Annotated in this window: 16 protein-coding genes; 10 read left to right on the forward strand and 6 right to left on the reverse strand. The window is 59.7% G+C overall.

Annotation, left to right across the window (positions count from 1 at the left end):
- Positions 1–125: 125 nt before the first annotated feature.
- Complete coding sequence (locus AAEZ10_RS08670; RefSeq protein ID WP_350568805.1) at positions 126–1,613, forward strand: helicase HerA-like domain-containing protein; 1,488 nt, start codon at positions 126–128, stop codon at positions 1,611–1,613.
- Positions 1,614–1,704: 91 nt separating this feature from the next.
- Here AAEZ10_RS08670 and AAEZ10_RS08675 read toward each other — a convergent pair whose 3' ends face one another.
- On the reverse strand, positions 1,705–2,160 hold the full coding sequence (locus tag AAEZ10_RS08675) for a DUF721 domain-containing protein (protein ID WP_350568807.1): 456 nt from the start codon (positions 2,158–2,160) through the stop codon (positions 1,705–1,707).
- 308 nt (positions 2,161–2,468) lie between these two features.
- Between AAEZ10_RS08675 and secA the strand changes: the two genes are divergently transcribed.
- From secA to AAEZ10_RS08695, 4 genes are all read left to right on the forward strand, one after another.
- Positions 2,469–5,210, forward strand: a complete 2,742-nt coding sequence (gene secA / locus AAEZ10_RS08680) for a preprotein translocase subunit SecA (protein WP_038861039.1) — start codon at positions 2,469–2,471, stop codon at positions 5,208–5,210.
- Positions 5,211–5,332: 122 nt separating this feature from the next.
- Complete coding sequence (gene argJ, locus AAEZ10_RS08685) at positions 5,333–6,550, forward strand: bifunctional glutamate N-acetyltransferase/amino-acid acetyltransferase ArgJ (RefSeq protein ID WP_243242332.1); 1,218 nt, start codon at positions 5,333–5,335, stop codon at positions 6,548–6,550.
- A gap of 180 nt (positions 6,551–6,730) precedes the next feature.
- Positions 6,731–7,363, forward strand: coding sequence for a glutathione S-transferase family protein (locus AAEZ10_RS08690; RefSeq protein WP_122704307.1), 633 nt, complete (start codon positions 6,731–6,733; stop codon positions 7,361–7,363).
- Complete coding sequence (locus AAEZ10_RS08695) at positions 7,360–8,307, forward strand: Nudix family hydrolase (protein ID WP_110646617.1); 948 nt, start codon at positions 7,360–7,362, stop codon at positions 8,305–8,307. The genes AAEZ10_RS08690 and AAEZ10_RS08695 overlap by 4 nt, the downstream gene beginning before the upstream one ends.
- A gap of 111 nt (positions 8,308–8,418) precedes the next feature.
- On the opposite strand, the gene AAEZ10_RS08700 is transcribed toward AAEZ10_RS08695, so the two are convergent.
- From AAEZ10_RS08700 to AAEZ10_RS08710, 3 genes are read right to left on the reverse strand one after another with little or no spacing between them, the layout of a single operon-like run.
- Positions 8,419–9,003: a cob(I)yrinic acid a,c-diamide adenosyltransferase gene (locus tag AAEZ10_RS08700; RefSeq protein WP_110646616.1), complete on the reverse strand. Its 585-nt coding sequence runs from the start codon at positions 9,001–9,003 to the stop codon at positions 8,419–8,421.
- A 3-nt stretch (positions 9,004–9,006) separates the two neighbouring features.
- Positions 9,007–11,043 (reverse strand): sensor histidine kinase, encoded by a 2,037-nt coding sequence (locus AAEZ10_RS08705; protein ID WP_076563949.1) that lies wholly within the window; start codon positions 11,041–11,043, stop codon positions 9,007–9,009.
- Between the two features lie 45 nt (positions 11,044–11,088).
- A complete protein-coding gene (locus AAEZ10_RS08710) occupies positions 11,089–12,006 on the reverse strand; it encodes a putative 2-dehydropantoate 2-reductase (protein WP_350568811.1) in 918 nt (305 codons plus the stop codon).
- A 140-nt stretch (positions 12,007–12,146) separates the two neighbouring features.
- On the opposite strand from AAEZ10_RS08710, the gene AAEZ10_RS08715 reads away from it, so the two are divergent.
- Both AAEZ10_RS08715 and AAEZ10_RS08720 read left to right on the forward strand, forming a co-directional pair.
- A complete protein-coding gene (locus AAEZ10_RS08715) occupies positions 12,147–12,632 on the forward strand; it encodes a YajQ family cyclic di-GMP-binding protein (protein WP_016773491.1) in 486 nt (161 codons plus the stop codon).
- 152 nt (positions 12,633–12,784) lie between these two features.
- On the forward strand, positions 12,785–13,627 hold the full coding sequence (locus tag AAEZ10_RS08720) for a mechanosensitive ion channel family protein (RefSeq protein ID WP_016773492.1): 843 nt from the start codon (positions 12,785–12,787) through the stop codon (positions 13,625–13,627).
- A gap of 223 nt (positions 13,628–13,850) precedes the next feature.
- On the opposite strand, the gene AAEZ10_RS08725 is transcribed toward AAEZ10_RS08720, so the two are convergent.
- Complete coding sequence (locus tag AAEZ10_RS08725; RefSeq protein ID WP_071173364.1) at positions 13,851–15,122, reverse strand: OprD family porin; 1,272 nt, start codon at positions 15,120–15,122, stop codon at positions 13,851–13,853.
- A gap of 76 nt (positions 15,123–15,198) precedes the next feature.
- Between AAEZ10_RS08725 and AAEZ10_RS08730 the strand changes: the two genes are divergently transcribed.
- The 3 genes from AAEZ10_RS08730 (at position 15,199) to AAEZ10_RS08740 (ending at position 16,648) form a co-directional block, all read left to right on the forward strand.
- Positions 15,199–15,561 carry a hypothetical protein gene (locus AAEZ10_RS08730; protein ID WP_243242336.1) on the forward strand — a complete coding sequence of 121 codons (363 nt, stop codon included), beginning with the start codon at positions 15,199–15,201 and terminating at the stop codon, positions 15,559–15,561.
- Positions 15,562–16,012: 451 nt separating this feature from the next.
- Positions 16,013–16,438: an HIT family protein gene (locus tag AAEZ10_RS08735; RefSeq protein WP_016773494.1), complete on the forward strand. Its 426-nt coding sequence runs from the start codon at positions 16,013–16,015 to the stop codon at positions 16,436–16,438.
- Between the two features lie 3 nt (positions 16,439–16,441).
- Complete coding sequence (locus AAEZ10_RS08740; RefSeq protein WP_016773495.1) at positions 16,442–16,648, forward strand: SlyX family protein; 207 nt, start codon at positions 16,442–16,444, stop codon at positions 16,646–16,648.
- A 63-nt stretch (positions 16,649–16,711) separates the two neighbouring features.
- Here AAEZ10_RS08740 and AAEZ10_RS08745 read toward each other — a convergent pair whose 3' ends face one another.
- Positions 16,712–17,314, reverse strand: coding sequence for a cold-shock protein (locus AAEZ10_RS08745; protein WP_016773496.1), 603 nt, complete (start codon positions 17,312–17,314; stop codon positions 16,712–16,714).
- Between the last annotated feature and the right edge of the window lie 218 nt (positions 17,315–17,532).

Consider the following 17,532-nt stretch of genomic DNA (forward strand, 5'->3'; position numbering starts at 1 on the left):
GGGCAAGGTTGAAAAATTGATATTTCCGGCTCTCCTTAGGGAAATGTCCGACCCGGTTTTCTGATGGGTCTATCCAATTTATGTATCGGCCATGTGTCATCAAAGATTAACCATTGGGTGAGAAAATGCCTGACTCTTCGCAACTCGTTATCGGCGCTGATCCGGCCGCGCAACCCATCGCTCAGGCCATGCGCCTGGCCAACCGCCACGGGCTGATCGCTGGCGCCACCGGCACCGGTAAAACCGTGACCTTGCAGCGCCTGGCCGAAGCATTCAGCGATGCCGGTGTGGCGGTGTTCGCCGCCGACATCAAGGGCGACCTCTGCGGGCTCGGCGCCGCTGGCAACCCGCAGGGCAAAGTGGCCGAGCGCATCGCCGGCATGCCCTGGCTCGGTCACACGCCGCAGGCTTATCCCGTCACGCTGTGGGACATCCACGGCGAATCCGGACATCCGCTGCGCACCACGCTGAGCGAAATGGGGCCGCTGCTGATCGGCAGCCTGCTCGAGCTGACCGACAGTCAGCAATCGGCGCTGTACGCGGCCTTCAAGGTGGCGGATCGCGAAGGGTTGTTGCTGCTCGATCTCAAGGATCTGAAAGCGCTGCTCAATCACCTCAAGGACAACCCGCAGTTGCTCGGCGAAGACGCGGCGCTGATGACCACCGGTTCCAGCCAGGCGCTGCTGCGCCGTTTGGCGACGCTGGAACAGCAGGGCGCCGAAGCCTTGTTCGGCGAGCCGGCGCTGCAACTTGAAGACATCCTGCAACCGGGCGCCGATGGCCGGGGACGCATCCATCTGCTCGACGCCAGCCGTCTGGTGCACGAGGCGCCGAAGGTTTACGCAACGTTCCTGCTGTGGCTGCTGGCCGAGTTGTTCGAGCAACTGCCCGAGCGCGGCGATGCTGACAAGCCGCTGCTGGCGCTGTTCTTCGATGAGGCGCACTTGTTGTTCGGCGACACGCCCAAGGCGTTGCAGGAACGCCTGGAGCAAGTGGTGCGTTTGATTCGTTCCAAGGGTGTTGGCGTGTATTTCGTCACCCAGTCGCCGGCGGATCTGCCGGATGACGTGCTGGCGCAGTTGGGCTTGCGCATTCAACACGGCCTGCGTGCGTTCACCGCCAAAGAGCAGAAATCCCTGCGTGCGGTTGCGGATGGCTTTCGGCCGAATCCGGCGTTCGACAGTCTGTCGGTGCTGACTGAGTTAGGTATTGGTGAGGCGCTGATCGGCACGCTGACCGAGAAGGGCACGCCGGAAATGGTCCAGCGTGTGTTGGTGGCACCGCCGCAGTCGCGGATCGGCCCGCTGACCGAAACCGAGCGCACCGTGCTGATCGCCGGCTCACCGTTCAAGGGCCGTTATGACAAGCCGATCGACCGCGAGTCGGCCTATGAAATCCTGATGGGACGCAAAGGGCTGGCGCCCGAGGCTGAAACACCAGCGGGCAAAGCGGCGGCCGAAGAGCCGAGCCTGGCTGACCGCGCGGGAGAATTCCTCGGCACGGCGGCAGGCCAGGCGCTGAAATCAGCGATGCGCCAGGCGGCTAATAACCTTGGCAAGCAGTTGGTGCGGGGGTTGATGGGCTCTCTGCTCGGAGGCAGCAAGCGCCGCTAAAAAGCAAAGATCGCAGCCTTCGGCAGCTCCTACAGTTGAAATGCATTCATTCTGTAGGAGTTGCCGCAGGCTGCGATCTTTTGCTTTTGCTTCAGGCTTTACCTTTGGCATGCGCCGCCAACCGCTCCAGCGCCGCGCGCAATCCCGGATCGCTGATCCCGTCGGCCGTCGACTGAATCGTCTCCGCCGCACTGCTCGACAGATCCAAGGTGTGTCCAACCGCCCGATGCTGGACGATCGGCGGGCGCACGCTGAATTTGATCCGCGTCAGGTTGGCGAACTCTTCGAACAACTGCAGTTGTCGTTGCAGACGTTTCTGCTGATAGCGCAGGCGCGTTGCCCAATGGCCGTCAGTGACCACCAGCGACAGCTCGCCTTCGCGCCACTTGGCCACCCGGCAATGCTCGCGGGCAGCCGGTTGCAGCTGACTTTCGAGCAGGCGCTGCAAATGCTCCAGACGCTGGGCATGGCCGAGGATGGCTTTCAGCGGTTTGGCTTCGCGTAACAGAACGGCGGGTGCTCTGGCCGTGAGAGGGCGAAACGCCATGATCGAACACCTGAAGAAACAGAGGCGCCATGGTAGCAGAAAGCTGCGGAACCTCTGGGCCATTGCTTTTGTCCCTGATTTGCTCATTAAATCAACGCCTGACTTCTTTCCCCCGACGGGTTGAAGTTGAGCAAAACGCCCCTATTTTAAGTGAGCCCCGTCAAAGCGCAGTGCCAGCATCGTGGAACATCGCCACTTTCCTCACCACCGTTTCCGGGTAGAATGCTCGTTCGCATGCGGCCATGAGGGCTGCACGGGCGACTCACGGGGCCGCCCTCCATCCCTTTAGTGTGGAAGATCCTGCCGATATGTTTGCGCCTTTGTTAAAGAAACTTTTTGGAAGCAAGAACGAGCGTGAAGTCAAACGCATGCTCAAGACGGTGCAGCTCGTCAATGCCTTCGAAGAGCAAATGGTGGCCCTTTCGGACGATCAATTGCGCGCCAAGACCGCCGAGTTCAAGGCCCGTATCGCCAAAGGGGAAACCCTCGACAAGCTGTTGCCGGAAGCCTTCGCCGTCGCCCGCGAGGCCGGCAAGCGTGTGATGGGCATGCGCCACTTCGACGTACAACTCGTCGGCGGCATGACCCTGCACGAGGGCAAGATTGCCGAAATGCGCACCGGTGAGGGCAAGACCCTCGTGGCCACCCTGGGTGTTTACCTCAACGCACTCTCCGGCAAGGGCGTGCACGTTGTGACCGTGAACGACTACCTGGCCCGCCGTGACGCCAACTGGATGCGCCCGCTGTATGAATTCCTCGGCCTGACCGTCGGCGTCGTGACGCCGTTCCAGCCGCCGGAAGAGAAGCGCGCCGCCTACGCCGCCGACATCACCTACGGCACCAACAACGAATTCGGTTTCGACTACCTGCGCGACAACATGGCGTTCAGCATGGATGAAAAATTCCAGCGCGAACTCAACTTTGCCGTGATCGACGAAGTCGACTCCATCCTCATCGACGAAGCGCGTACTCCGCTGATCATTTCCGGTCAGGCCGAAGACAGCTCCAAGCTGTACATGGAGATCAACAAACTGATCCCGCAGCTGGAACTGCACGTCGAGGAAGTTGAAGGCCAGGTCACCAAGGCCGGTCACTACACCGTTGACGAAAAGACCCGTCAGGTCGAACTCAACGAAGCCGGTCACCAGTTCATCGAAGAAATGCTCACCCGCGTCGGCCTGCTGGCCGAAGGCGAGAGCCTGTACTCGGCGCACAACCTTGGCCTGCTGACTCATGTCTACGCCGGTCTGCGTGCGCACAAGCTGTTCAACCGCAACATCGAATACATCGTCCAGGACGGTCAGGTCGTACTGGTCGACGAACACACCGGTCGGACCATGCCGGGTCGTCGTCTGTCCGAAGGCCTGCACCAGGCTATCGAAGCCAAGGAAGGTCTGAACATTCAGGCCGAGAGCCAGACCCTGGCCTCGACCACCTTCCAGAACTACTTCCGTCTGTACACCAAGCTGTCCGGCATGACCGGTACCGCCGACACCGAAGCGTTCGAATTCCACCAGATCTATGGTCTGGAAGTCATGGTCATTCCGCCGAACAAACCGTTGGCGCGTAAAGACTACAACGACCTGGTGTTCCTCACCGCCGAAGAGAAATACGCGGCGATCGTGGCCGACATCAAGGAAAGCATGGCTGCCGGTCGTCCGGTGCTGGTGGGTACCGCGACCATCGAGACGTCCGAGCACATGTCCGAATTGCTCGTCAAAGAAGGCATCGAACACAAGGTTCTCAACGCCAAGTTCCACGAAAAAGAAGCTGAAATCATCGCTCAGGCCGGTCGTCCGGGTGCGCTGACCATCGCCACCAACATGGCCGGTCGTGGTACCGACATCCTGTTGGGCGGCAACTGGGAAGTGGAAGTCGCTTCGCTGGAAAACCCGACTCCCGAGCAGATCGCGCAGATCAAGGCCGACTGGCAGAAGCGTCACCAGCAAGTGCTGGAGTCCGGCGGCTTGCAGGTAATTGCTTCCGAGCGTCACGAATCGCGCCGTATCGACAACCAGCTGCGTGGCCGTGCCGGCCGTCAGGGCGATGCCGGTTCGAGCCGCTTCTACCTGTCGCTGGAAGACAGCCTGATGCGCATCTTCGCCTCCGACCGCGTGAAGAACTTCATGAAAGCCCTGGGCATGCAGCCGGGCGAAGCGATCGAGCACCGTATGGTGACCAACGCGATCGAGAAGGCGCAGCGCAAGGTTGAAGGCCGCAACTTCGACATCCGTAAGCAACTGCTCGAGTTCGACGACGTCAACAACGAACAGCGTAAAGTGATCTATCACATGCGTAACACGTTGCTGGCCGCTGACAACATCGGTGAAACCATCGCCGACTTCCGTCAGGACGTGCTCAACGCTACCGTCAGCGCGCACATTCCGCCGCAATCGCTGCCAGAGCAGTGGGACGTGGCCGGTCTGGAAGCGTCGATCGAAAGCGATTTCGGCGTGAAACTGCCGATCCAGCAATGGCTCGACGAAGACGATCACCTGTACGAAGAAACCCTGCGCGAGAAGCTCATGACCGAGCTGATGGCGGCGTACAACGAGAAGGAAGATCAGGCCGGTGCCGAGGCGCTGCGCTCGTTCGAGAAGCAGATCGTCCTGCGCGTACTCGACGACCTGTGGAAAGACCACCTGTCGACCATGGATCACCTGCGTCACGGCATTCACCTGCGTGGCTATGCGCAGAAGAACCCGAAGCAGGAATACAAGCGCGAGTCGTTCACGCTGTTCTCCGAGCTGCTCGATTCGATCAAGCGCGACTCGATCCGCGTGCTGTCGCACGTTCAGGTGCGTCGCGAAGATCCGGAAGCCGAAGAGCAACGCCTGCGTCAGGAAGCCGAAGCACTGGCGGCGCGCATGCAGTTCGAACACGCCGAAGCGCCTGGGCTGGATCAGCCGGAAGCGTTGGGTGAAGAGGTCGATGTGGCACTGGCCACCGCCGCTGCCCCTGTGCGCAACGAGCAGAAGCTGGGCCGCAACGAGCTGTGCTACTGCGGTTCGGGCAAGAAATACAAGCATTGCCACGGGCAGATCCAGTAAAACCCGTTTCAATCGCTGAACACCCCGCGCCGCGACCGGCTCCTGCCGTCGCGGCGTTTTGCCATTTATCCCACCGTCCTTTCCCGTGGCGGTGCTGACATCATTGAGTAAGGAGCGCATTCATGGCTGTTGGTCTTGGTCCTTTGCCAACGTTGCACCCGGTTGCCGGTTTTGAACTCGGTATCGCCTCGGCCGGCATCAAGCGCCCGGGGCGCAAGGATGTAGTGGTGATGCGCTGTGCTGAAGGTTCGACCGTGGCTGGCGTGTTCACCCTGAACGCGTTCTGCGCCGCGCCGGTGATCCTGGCGAAAAAGCGCGTGCACAATGCCGTGCGTTATTTGCTGACCAATACCGGCAATGCCAACGCCGGTACCGGCGAGCCTGGTTTGGCGGCTGCCGAGCGCACCACGGCTAAGTTGGCCGAGCTGACCGGCGTCGATGCCAGCCAGATTCTGCCGTACTCCACTGGCGTGATCGGCGAGCCGCTGCCGGTCGAGAAGATCGAAGGCGCGCTGCAAGCCGCGCTGGACGACCTGTCGGAGAACAACTGGGAAGCCGCGGCCACCGGCATCATGACCACCGACACGCTGCCCAAGGGCGCCAGCCGCCAGTTCGAGCATGATGGCGTGACCATCACTGTCACCGGCATCAGCAAAGGCGCCGGCATGATTCGCCCGAACATGGCGACCATGCTCGGTTACATCGCCACCGACGCCAAAGTCTCCCGCGAGGTGCTGCACAACCTGATGCTCGATGGCGCCAATAAGTCGTTCAACCGCATCACCATCGACGGCGACACCTCGACCAACGATTGCTGCATGCTGATCGCCACTGGCAAGGCCGCGCTGCCCGAGATTACCCGCGCTGAAGGCGAGCTGTTCGCCAAGCTGAAACAGGCGGTATTCGAAGTGTGCATGGACGTCGCCCAGGCCATCGTGCGTGACGGCGAAGGCGCGACCAAGTTCGTCACCGTTGAAGTGAACGGCGGCGGCAACCACCAGGAATGCCTGGACGTCGGTTACACCGTGGCCCACTCGCCGCTGATCAAGACCGCGCTGTTCGCCTCTGACCCGAACTGGGGCCGTATCCTCGCTGCCGTGGGCCGTGCCGGCGTGCCGGACCTGGACGTGAGCAAGATCGACGTGTTCCTCGGCGACGTGTGCATCGCCAGCCGTGGCGCTCGCGCAGCGACCTACACTGAAGCACAGGGGGCGGCGGTGATGCAGCAGGAAGAAATCACCATTCGCATCGAACTGGGTCGCGGCGATTGCAGCGAAACCATCTGGACCACCGACCTGTCGCATGAGTACGTGAAGATCAACGCTGAATACCGTACTTGATTCAAGGTGTGGGAGTGGGCTGCCGGCCTCTTCGCGGGCAAGCCCGCTCCCACAGTGATTGCGGTCGTTCACAAATGCCGTGTACACCACCAAAACCTGTGGGAGCGGGCTTGCCCGCGATGACGGACGACCAGACGCCAGACATTCTGGATTGTTTCCCTGACGAAAAGGCGCCACACCATGTCCCTGCACCTGATCATCGGCGATAAACTGCTTTCCTCCTGGTCCCTGCGTGCGGCACTGGCGCTGGACCTGACCGGCGCACCCTACAGCGAAGAGCTGATCAAGCTCGGCAAGCCCGACACCCGCGAGCGCCTGCTCAAGCATTCGCCGACCGGCAAGGTGCCGCTGCTGCAAACCACCCGTGGCACCATCGCCGATTCGCTGGCCATTGCTGAGTACCTCGCCGAACAGTTTCCGTCCGAGCAACTCTGGCCGAGCGATACCTTCGCCCGCGCCCAGGCCCGCTCGGCCTGCGCACAAATGCACAGCGGCTTCTTCGCCATGCGTAACCACATGCCGTTCAACCTCAGCCAGGACGCGCCGCTGAACCCGGTGCCGCCAGAAGTAAAGGTCGATATCGAACGCATGCTCGCGCTATGGGCCGAATGCCGCGCGGCAGCGACGGAAGAGGGGCCTTACCTGTTCGGTCGTGTCAGTCTTGCCGACGCCTTTTTCGCGCCGATCGCCGTGCGCCTGCGCACCTATCAGGTGAAGTTGCCGGCAGTCGACGAAGCCTATGTTGAAACCATCTACCAATTGCCCGCCTTCAAAGCGTGGCAAAAGGCTGGACTGGAGGAATTGAACCCGTGAAACGCGTCCACGTCGCCGCTGCCGTCATCCGTGACAGTGCCGGCAAAATTCTTATCGCCCGCCGTGCCGACACCCAGCATCAGGGCGGCTTGTGGGAATTTCCCGGTGGCAAGGTCGAGGCTGACGAATCAGTCCAATCGGCACTGGCTCGCGAGCTGCACGAAGAGCTGGGCATCGTCGTTGATGCTGCCCGGCCGCTGATCAAGGTTCGCCACGATTACCCGGACAAACAGGTGTTGCTGGATGTCTGGGAAGTCTCAGCGTTCAGTGGTGAACCTCACGGCGCTGAAGGCCAGCCACTGGCCTGGGTCAGCGCCAAAGAGTTAATCAACTACGAGTTCCCGGCGGCCAATCAGCCGATCGTCGCGGCAGCGCGCTTGCCTGCCGAATACCTGATCACACCGGAAGATCTGGAAGGCCCGGCACTGTTGCGCGGCATCCAGAAGGCGATCGCCGGCGGCATCAAATTGATCCAGCTGCGCGCACCCAACGGCTACGACCCGAAATACCGTGATCTGGCGGTGGATGCGGTGGGCCTGTGCGCCGGCAAGGCGCAGTTGATGATCAAAGGGCCTTTCGAATGGCTCGGCGATTTCCCGTCTGCCGGCTGGCACATCACCGCAGCCCAACTGCGTAAATACGCAGCGGCAGGACGTCCGTTGCCAGCCGAGCGCTGGCTCGCGGCGTCGTGCCATAACGCCGAAGAACTGGCGCTGGCCGAGCAGATGGGCGTCGACTTTGTCACCCTGTCCCCGGTGCAGCCGACGCTGACGCACCCGGATGCACAGCCGTTGGGGTGGGAGCAGGCGCAGGCGTTGATCGACGGTTTCAGTAAACCGGTGTTTCTGCTCGGTGGAGTAGGGCCGGCGGAACGCGAGAAAGCCTGGGGTGTTGGGGCTCAGGGTGTGGCGGGGATTCGGGCGTTCTGGCCTGATTCTCTATAGCAGCTACTGGCTCTATCGCGAGCAGGCTCACTCCTACAATGACCGCGTTTCAACTGAAGAAATACGGTCACTGTGGGAGCGAGCCTGCTCGCGAAGGCGCCCTGACAGGCGCTACTTTCCTTCAGGTTTTGCAGCCGGCTGCCACAAAATCTCCGCCACCCCTTGCCGCCGCGCAATCAACCGCGCCACAACAAACAGCAAGTCCGACAACCGATTGATATACGCCAGGCCAACTCCGGCCAATGGCTCCAGCGCATTCAAATGCTGACAGCGGCGTTCGGCACTGCGCGCCAGACTGCGGCAGACATGTGCCTGCGCAATCAGCATCGAACCACCCGGCAAGATGAAATTCTCCAGCGGCCCCAGCTCTTCATTCCACACATCGATGGCCGCTTCCAGCCGCTCTATTTCGGCCTCGTTCAACGCCTGATATTCCGGCATCGCCAATTCGCCACCGAGGTCGAACAGGCGGTGCTGACACGGCGCCAACACGTCGATGATTTCATTCAGTCCCGGATGCACTTCGCGCTCGGCGAGCAAACCGGCGAGCAACACGCCGACCTGACTGTTCAGCGTATCGACCTCGCCGATCGCCTCGATGCGCGGGTGATCCTTGGGGACGCGACGGCCGTCACCGAGGCCGGTTTCGCCTTTGTCGCCGGTGCGGGTGTAGATCTTCGACAAGCGAAAGCCCATGGGTTACCTCGGTAGTGAATTGGTTTCGGTGGTCAACGGCGCAGGCTGCACCAGCGGCAGACGTAGAGTGAAGCAAGTGCCCTGGCCGGGCGCCGACTGCACTTCCATCTGGCCTTTGTGATTGTTGGTGATGATGAAGTACGACACCGACAGGCCAAGGCCGGTGCCCTGGCCGATTTCCTTGGTGGTAAAGAACGGCTCGAAGGTACGCTTGCGCACGTTCTCGCTCATGCCGATGCCGTTGTCCTCGACCTGAATCTCGGCCCACGGCGGATTGAGTCTGGTGCGCAGAATGATCCGGCCCGGCTCGCTGTCGTCTTCGCGCTGATGAATCGCCTGCGCGGCGTTTTTCAGCAGGTTGAGCAACACCTGTTCCAACTCGTTGGCGGTGCCCGGGACCGGACCGAGGGCAGGGTCGAACTGACGAATGATCGCCTGGCCCTTGAAGTCGAAGCCGATGGCCAGGTCGAAGTCGTTACCGGCGATTTCCACGGCTTGATCAATCAATGCCGGCAGATCGCACGGCGCCATTTGCCGTGTGCTGCGGCGGCTGAAGCTGAGCATGTGCGTGACGATTTTCGCCGCGCGGGCGCCGGCCTGTTGAATGCCGTCGAGCAATTGCGGGACTTCGCGGCCTTGCAGGTAGCGGTTCACCGTGTCCAGTTCGATACCCAGTTGTTCGGCGGTCTCGATGTTCTTCGGCAGATCCGCCGACAGACGCCGACGAATGTTCTGCACGTTGTGCAGGATCGCGCCGAGCGGGTTGTTGATTTCATGGGCCATGCCGGCCGCAAGTCCACCGACGGAGAGCATTTTCTCCGACTGCACCATCATTTCTTCCAGCGACAGACGCTGGGTGATGTCGTCGATACGGATCACCACGCCACGCCCGGCACCGCCCATCAGCGGATAAAACGTCAGCGCATAATGCTTGGGTTCATCGTCCTTGAACCAGGTCACCCGATCGACTTTGGCCACGGTGTGCTGTTCGACGGTGGCCTTGAGCTGCGGCAAAAACGGCTTGAGCGGTTCGAAGGCGAGGAAGATCGGCTGATTCAGCGCCTCGTCCAGGCGCGTGCCGGAGAGCGCGCTGGCCTCTTGGTTCCACTGGGTGACGTAGAGCTGCTCGTCGAGGGCGATCAGCGCCGAGGGCATCGAGTCGATGATGCTGTTGAGGTAATTCTGGAAGCCGGTGAGTTTCTTCTCGATCTTGCTGCGCACTTGGACTTCCAGCTCCAGTTTGCGGTTGGTGTGGCGGGTTTCCTCGGCCAGCCCCTGGGCCTGATCGTAGGCGGCCTGTGAGTCGTCGCGTGCGCGTTTGAGCTGCTGCTCGCGGGCTTCGATGCGCGAAAGCATGGTGTTGAACGCCTCGGCCAGACTGCCGATTTCGTCGTGGTTGCCGCGCGCGGCGCGCAGGGCGTAGTTCTCTTCGCGGGTGACCTGGCGGGACAATTCCTCCAGCTGGTGAATCGGCCGGGTAATCAGGCGCTTGATCTGCCGGGCGATGACCAGCCACAGCAGTACGCTGAAGATCAGGATGCCGAGGCTGGCGGTCAGAGTGCCGGTGTAGAACGCCATCGGCAGTTCGCTGCTGGCGACCAGCAACAGATGCCCCGGCGCGGCACCGGGGCGTGGCAGGGTGATCAGTTGGTTGCTGCGAAACTCGGTGAGTTGCCAGGCTTCGACGTGGCGGTAGCGCTCGGGGAGACTGAGTTTCTCGCCGCGCTGCACTTGCGCCAGGCGTTCACCCTTGCCGTCATACAGGGCGGCGGCGCGCAGTGGTGAATAACTGTCGAGTTCCTTGAGCAGGCGCTCGGCGCTGCGCGGCGACTCCAGCGCATCGCTGACCAGACTCGGATTGGCGATCAGCCGGCCGATGGTCTGCAGGGCCTGAGGCGCCATGCTTTCCTGAGAAATGTAGTAGGCGGCGCTGATAAAGGTCAGGTTGGCGACCAGCAGAACCGTGGTCAACAACACCAGCAGGGCAGCCAGCAGTTTCTGGCCGACCGGCAGGTTTTCAAGGCGCTGGCGCAATGGCATCAGGTTTATCGCAGCAGAGGAACAAGTGGTCAGCCTAGCGGCTGCTCAGTCGCTGGGCAATCCACGCTTGCGCAGATGAGCGATCAGGCGTTGCTGCAACTGGTGCAGATGCGGCAGATGCAACTGATGGCGCTCGGCGATTTTGCAGGCGTAGCCCAACAGATAGCTGATTTCGGTGCGGCGCTGGTTGGCGACGTCCTGATACATCGAAGAGTAATTGGCGGCGGTGGCGTGGATCACTCGTTCGACTTCCGCTTGCAGATTGTCCGCCGCAGCAGGTTGGCCGCAGCGTTCGAGCAGTTCGGTCAATTCGGCGCAGAGTGTGGCAACTTCGCAGTGATGCTCGCTGAGCCCGCCGTTGCGGCAATCGTGGAGAACGGTCAGCGGGTTGATCGCGCAGTTCAGCGCCAGTTTGCGCCACAGGCGAGTAAGGATGTCGGCGCTCCATTCATGGGGAATGTTCGCCGCTTGCAGATCGTCCAGCCAGACCGGCGCCAGCGGATTTGCGCCATCGCCCAGCCAGTTGAACCCGTGACCGGCGAACACTACGCGCCAATCGCCGTCACGGAACGCACCCTCGGTGCTGGAGGCGCTGATGCAGCGCGCCTGCGGCACCCGCGCGGCGACGGCGTCCTGACTGCCGAGGCCGTTCTGCAGCAGGATCAGTTCGGCGTCTGGCGCGAGGCGGGAAGCGAGGCGGGCGACGGCCTCTTCGGCGTCATAGGCCTTGCACGCAACCAGCAATCGGCGAATCGGCTCGGGGCTGTCCGGGGTTTCGCCGGGAACTGCATAGGTATGAGCTTGTCCGTTTTCTACCAGAGTCAATCCGCCCACTGCCTCGTAGCTTTGCAATCGCGCCGCATCACGCAGGATCAGGCGCACCGGCAAGCCGGCGCGAGCCAGACGTGTCGCCCAGAGTGTGCCGAGGCTGCCGGCGCCAAGTACGTGCCAGGTGGTCGACATCAGTTTTTTGCTCGATTGCTTGCAGGCATGTGCGGCTCGCCGTATCGGTAGGAAAAGACCCGTTATAATGAGCCCGATTTTAACCGCAAGCCAAGCGCGCTCCATGCACATCGAGCGCGCCTTTTTATTGGAGAGATTACATGCCGTCGTTCGACGTGGTATCCGAACTGGACAAACACGAACTCACCAACGCGGTCGAGAACGCCGTGAAGGAACTCGATCGTCGTTATGACCTGAAAGGCAAAGGCAGCTTCGAGTTCAAGGAAAAAGACCTGACCGTCAGCCTCACCGCCGAAGCCGCTTTCCAGCTCGAAGCGATGATCGAAATCCTCAAGCTGGCGCTAACCAAGCGCAAGATCGACGTGCAGTGCCTCGAGGTCAAGGACGCCTACGCTTCGGGCAAACTGATGAAGCAGGACGCCATCCTCAAGGAAGGCATCGACAAAGAGCTGGCAAAGAAAATCGTCGGCCACATCAAGGAAGCCAAGCTCAAGGTCCAGGCTGCCATTCAGGGCGAGCAGGTGCGTGTCACCGGCAAGAAGCGCGACGACCTGCAGGAAGCCATCGCGGCGCTGCGTGCCAAGGAATTCGGCATGCCGCTGCAGTTCAACAACTTCCGCGACTAAGCTTGGTCTGAAGGCTATGTGGGAGCGAGCCTGCTCGCGAATGCGGTGTTTCATTCAGCGAAAAGTTGACTGACACGCCGCATTCGCGAGCAGGCTCGCTCCCACAGTTGTTTTGAATACACCCCGGGAAGCCGGAAATCAGGAGATAGAACATGGATTTGAATGCGGAAGTGGACCACCTGGTCAAGGCGTCCCAGGCGTGGATCCCGATGATCATGGAATACGGCAGCCGCGTACTGCTGGCAGTGATTACCTTGGCCATCGGCTGGTGGCTGATCAACAAGGTCACGCAAAAACTCGGCGGTCTGCTCGCTCTGCGCAATGCCGACCTCGCGCTGCAAGGCTTTATCAGCAGCCTGGCCAACATCATTCTCAAGGTGTTGCTGATTGTCAGCGTCGCGTCGATGATCGGCGTCGAAACCACCTCGTTCGTCGCGGCCATCGGTGCTGCGGGTCTGGCGATTGGCTTGGCCTTGCAGGGCAGCCTGGCGAACTTCGCTGGCGGCGTGCTGATTCTGCTGTTCCGTCCGTTCCGTATCGGTGACTGGATCGAAGCCCAAGGTGTAGCGGGCACCGTCGACAGCATCCAGATTTTCCACACCGTGCTGCGTACCGGCGACAACAAGACCATCATCCTGCCCAACGGCAACCTGTCGAACGGCATCATCACCAACACCAACCGCCAGCCAACCCGCAAAGTCGTGTTCGATGTGGGCGTGGATTACGAAGCGGATCTGCAGAAGGCCCGTCAGGTATTGCTGGATCTGGCCAAGGATCCCCGCGTCATGCAGGACCCGGAGCCACAGGCAGTGATTTCGACATTGGGCGACAGTTCGATCACTGTTTCCCTGCGCGTATGGGTTAAAACTGCGGACTATTGGGATGTGATGTTCATGTTCAATGAACAGGCGCGAGATCGTTTGAAGGCTGCCGGGATTGATATTCCATTTCCGCAGCGGGTTATACGCGTAGTGCAGGAATCTGCCACGCAGTAAGCGTCTTTGAAGTTGGCTTGGCAGTCAGCAACTAATATAAAACCCGAGCAGTGTGCACACTCTCGGGTTTTTTTGGCGCGATAAAACTATGCTGGCTAATAAGTAGCTGGCTAATGTTTGTCTGTTTGATCAGTTATTCATCCATAAAAAAAACCGCCCTCCTGATTCAGGCGGGCGGTTTTGTTAGAGCAGAGCTCTACAGTACGTCAGCTTCGCAACCTTATTACAGGATGCTCAGTGGATATTCAACGATCAAACGCAGGTCGTTGTTATCACCACCGTTGTAAGAAGTGTTGGAGCGATACCAGGCGCTACGCAGGCGGAAAGACAAGTCTTTCGCTGGACCGTTTTGCATAACGTATTTGGATTCGAAGTCCAGTTCGTGCTCTTTGCCCTCTTCAGCGCCGGTGCTGATGTTGTCACCTTTGATGTAACGGGTCATGAAGCTCAGACCAGGTACGCCGAAGGTAGCCATGTTCAGGTCATAACGGCCCTGCCATGAACGCTCGTCTGCACCGTTGAAGTCAGAGTACTGCACGGAGTTGGCGAGGAAGATCGTGCCGCCGCCGTCCACGCCGTACACGTAACCGGTGTCACCGCTGGAGCGCTGGTGGGCGAGGGTGAATTTGTGCGCGCCGATGCTGTAAGCAGCGCTAAGGGACCAGATGCGGTTGTCGATGTCGCCGGACAGGTCTTGACCCTGGCTCTTGCTCTTGTACCCGTTGAAATCGAAGTTCAGCGACTGTTCGTCGTTGATCGGCAGGGTGTAGTTCAGATTGACGTATTGCTTCTTGAAGTGGTCTTCCACGTCGGATGCTGCAACACCGGCGACAAAACTGTCGGTGAACTGATAGGTAGCACCGGCGATGTCAGCGGATTTCAGGCCACCTTCAACGATGGAGTCACGACCCATCTGGCTTTGCGCGCTCAGCGCGGTAAAGCGACCTGCGCTCAGTTCCAGGCCCGGGATCTCTTTGGATACGAGCATGGTGCCGGTAGCGGTCTCAGGCAGCAAGCGGCTGTCGTCGGTGGAAAAAACCGGGCTGGCGACAAACTGGTTACCGTATTTCAGGACAGTGTCGGAAAGACGGAACTTGACTGCTCCACCGCTTTTCGACTGAGTATCTTCAGCTCTGCCGTCGCTATCGGGAGCGAACAGACCGTTGCCAGTGCGGCCGCGTCCAGTGTCCAGCTTGATGGAGCCAAGACCGAAAGCGTCAACACCTACACCGATGGTGCCTTGGGTGAAGCCGGACTCGTAAATGGCATGCATGCCAATACCGGTTTCTTCACGATAGCCCTGGCGCTCACCCGACGGGCTGCTTTTCAGGTTTTCGTTCTTGAAATCACGGTTCATATACAGCATGCGAGTCTTGACGCTGAAGCTGCTGTCTTCAACAAAACCTTTCGATTCATCTTGAGAAGACGCCATTGCGAACTGCGAGGTGCCTGCTGCAACAGCCAGGGCGATCATGCTCCACTTCATCACGCGCATCGTGATTTGCTCCTTTGGTTTTTAGAAGAGTACTGCCGTCCCACCTGTTTTATTATCTGGGCGGCTCTTTCTTTTTGTGTCGGCGCAAACTTATATCACGCCGACATTGTTGGCGATACTTGCGAAATCAACCTTTCAGCTTCTTTACGGCGTTGTCGCAGAAGGAGCGCTGGATGTCGCAAATCCACAGTACCGATGCAACCGGGCTGACAACTTTATCGCTGTTTCCGGGCCTTTTTGCATCGCTAAAAAAGAGTCCCTGGCAAAACACTTGAATCTCCATCGGGCAACCCTGCCACTGTTTTTATTGGCTTCAGGCGACCACTTCCAGTGGTGCGCTTATAGTCCATACCTTTACGAATGCAACAAGCGTGCACAAACCGCAAAAACGCTGCGGTTATTTTCCTGTGTGCAGCTCTCAGATGTGAAAACCTTGTGAAAACGGGGTCTCGGGGCTGTTTTGTTACGGGCTTGACGACGATCCCCCAATGGTGTTGCAACGCACCAAAGACGCGCAGGACAACCAAAAACGTTACCGGTTCACCCCGCATTGAGTATTTGGCGGATGCCCGACCCACTGAGCGTAGACGTGTTGTGCAGTTTTGGTGCAAAAAAATCACAATCGGGCCCGAGTAAAACTGGCGCCGCCCGATTCGAGGGTCGACAGATCAGGGGTTTTCATGCGGATCTTCACGTCAAGGCTCATGTCCGGGGCTGTATTGGTGCGTCGGCGAGATAAATGTCTTATGTCGGCGCGCTTACTGAATTACTGTCGGAGGGAAGCGTGAAGCCCGCTGCATTCGCAGGTATGCTGCCGTTCTGTCGCTTGGCGCGCTGCTTTCACGGCGCCGCCGCTAAGCTGAGTCATAGGATCAGCGGGAGTGCTCACAGTGTTTGCTTTGGATTCACGACTTCAACAGGACGCCCTGGTCATCGGCGACTTTCCGTTGTGCCGGCTGTTGCTGTCCAACGACAGCAATTACCCTTGGTTCATCCTGGTACCTCGTCGCGAGGATATCAGCGAGTTGTTTCAGTTGGATGTCGCCGATCAGCAACAGCTATGGCGGGAAACCACCACCCTTGCCGAGTTACTCAAGGATTCGTTCGACGCCGACAAGCTGAACGTGGCAACCCTGGGTAACGTTGTCAGTCAGTTGCACATGCATGTCATTGTGCGTAAACGCGACGACGCCGCTTGGCCGGCGCCGGTCTGGGGCAGGCACCCGGCCAAGCCGTACAGCGCGGAACAGGTAGCAGCCATTCGCGAGCGCTTGCGTCTGGTGCTGACCGAAGAATTCACCTTTGTGGAGGGCTGAGTCATGAGCCTTGAAGAACGCGTTACCGATCTGGAAAGCCGTCTGGCCTTTCAGGATGACACCATTCAGGCTTTGAACGATGTGCTGGTGGCCCAGCAGAGAGTCATCGAGCGCCTGCAATTGCAGATGGAGGCGCTGATCAAGCGTCACGAAGAAATGGTCGGGCAGTTCGGTGCTTTTGAAGAAGATGCGCCACCGCCGCATTATTGAGCCATTCGGCAGGCATAAAAAAACCGCGAACAGCCAGGCTGTTCGCGGTTTTTTTGCTTTGGATCAGCGACGCGGCAGAGCGGCGATCACGTCCTCGGCTTGCAGGCCCTTGTCGCGGTTCATCACCGAGAACTCGACGCGCTGGCCTTCAACCAGAACACGGTGGCCTTCGCCACGAATGGCGCGAAAGTGCACGAAAATATCATCGCCGGAATCCCGGGAGATAAACCCGAAACCCTTGGAAGTGTTGAACCACTTCACGGTGCCGGTATCGCGATTGCTCATGTCATAGGTAGTCGGCGCAGCGGCCGGTGACGATTTGTAGAAGCTGACAGCCAAATGCAGCAGCACGGCAACCAGGGCGATCACCAGGCTGAACAACACCGCCGGCTGGCCAGCGATGACCGGCATCGGCGCGATCAGGGTCAAAGTTTGCAGGACGACAGTCAGTACCAGAAGGGCGCTGACCAGATTTTGCAGATGCTGGCGCGGGCCTTTGTTCCAGTAGGGAATCACTGGAGCGATGACCAGGTTCAGCAGGCCGAAAAAGGCCAGGTAAAGTGCATCGGGCTGTTGCAGGTAAGGAACGGCTTCGGCTTTCAGGCTGGGTATGAACGACAGCAGCAAGGCTGCTGCGCCCATTAGCAGGTGGACGATTTTCAACATTTTGATTGGCTCACGTTATGACGGCTCACAAGGAAGAGCTGAAGGCGCACGGTTCGCTTCAGGACAAAATAAGAGGCGGTGGACACGTACACGGCATCAGCCTATGCGCAACGCCCCGGAAAATAGGGCATGGCGACACACTGCCTATTTAACAGCAAAGCCTGCGGCTACTCAAATCAGCCCGGCCAGCGGCAGAGAAACGGTCGATTTGTCGCAGT

It is taken from the genome of Pseudomonas sp. H26/SER47-MNA-CIBAN-0231, assembly GCF_040310465.1.
Taxonomy (GTDB): domain Bacteria; phylum Pseudomonadota; class Gammaproteobacteria; order Pseudomonadales; family Pseudomonadaceae; genus Aquipseudomonas; species Aquipseudomonas atacamensis.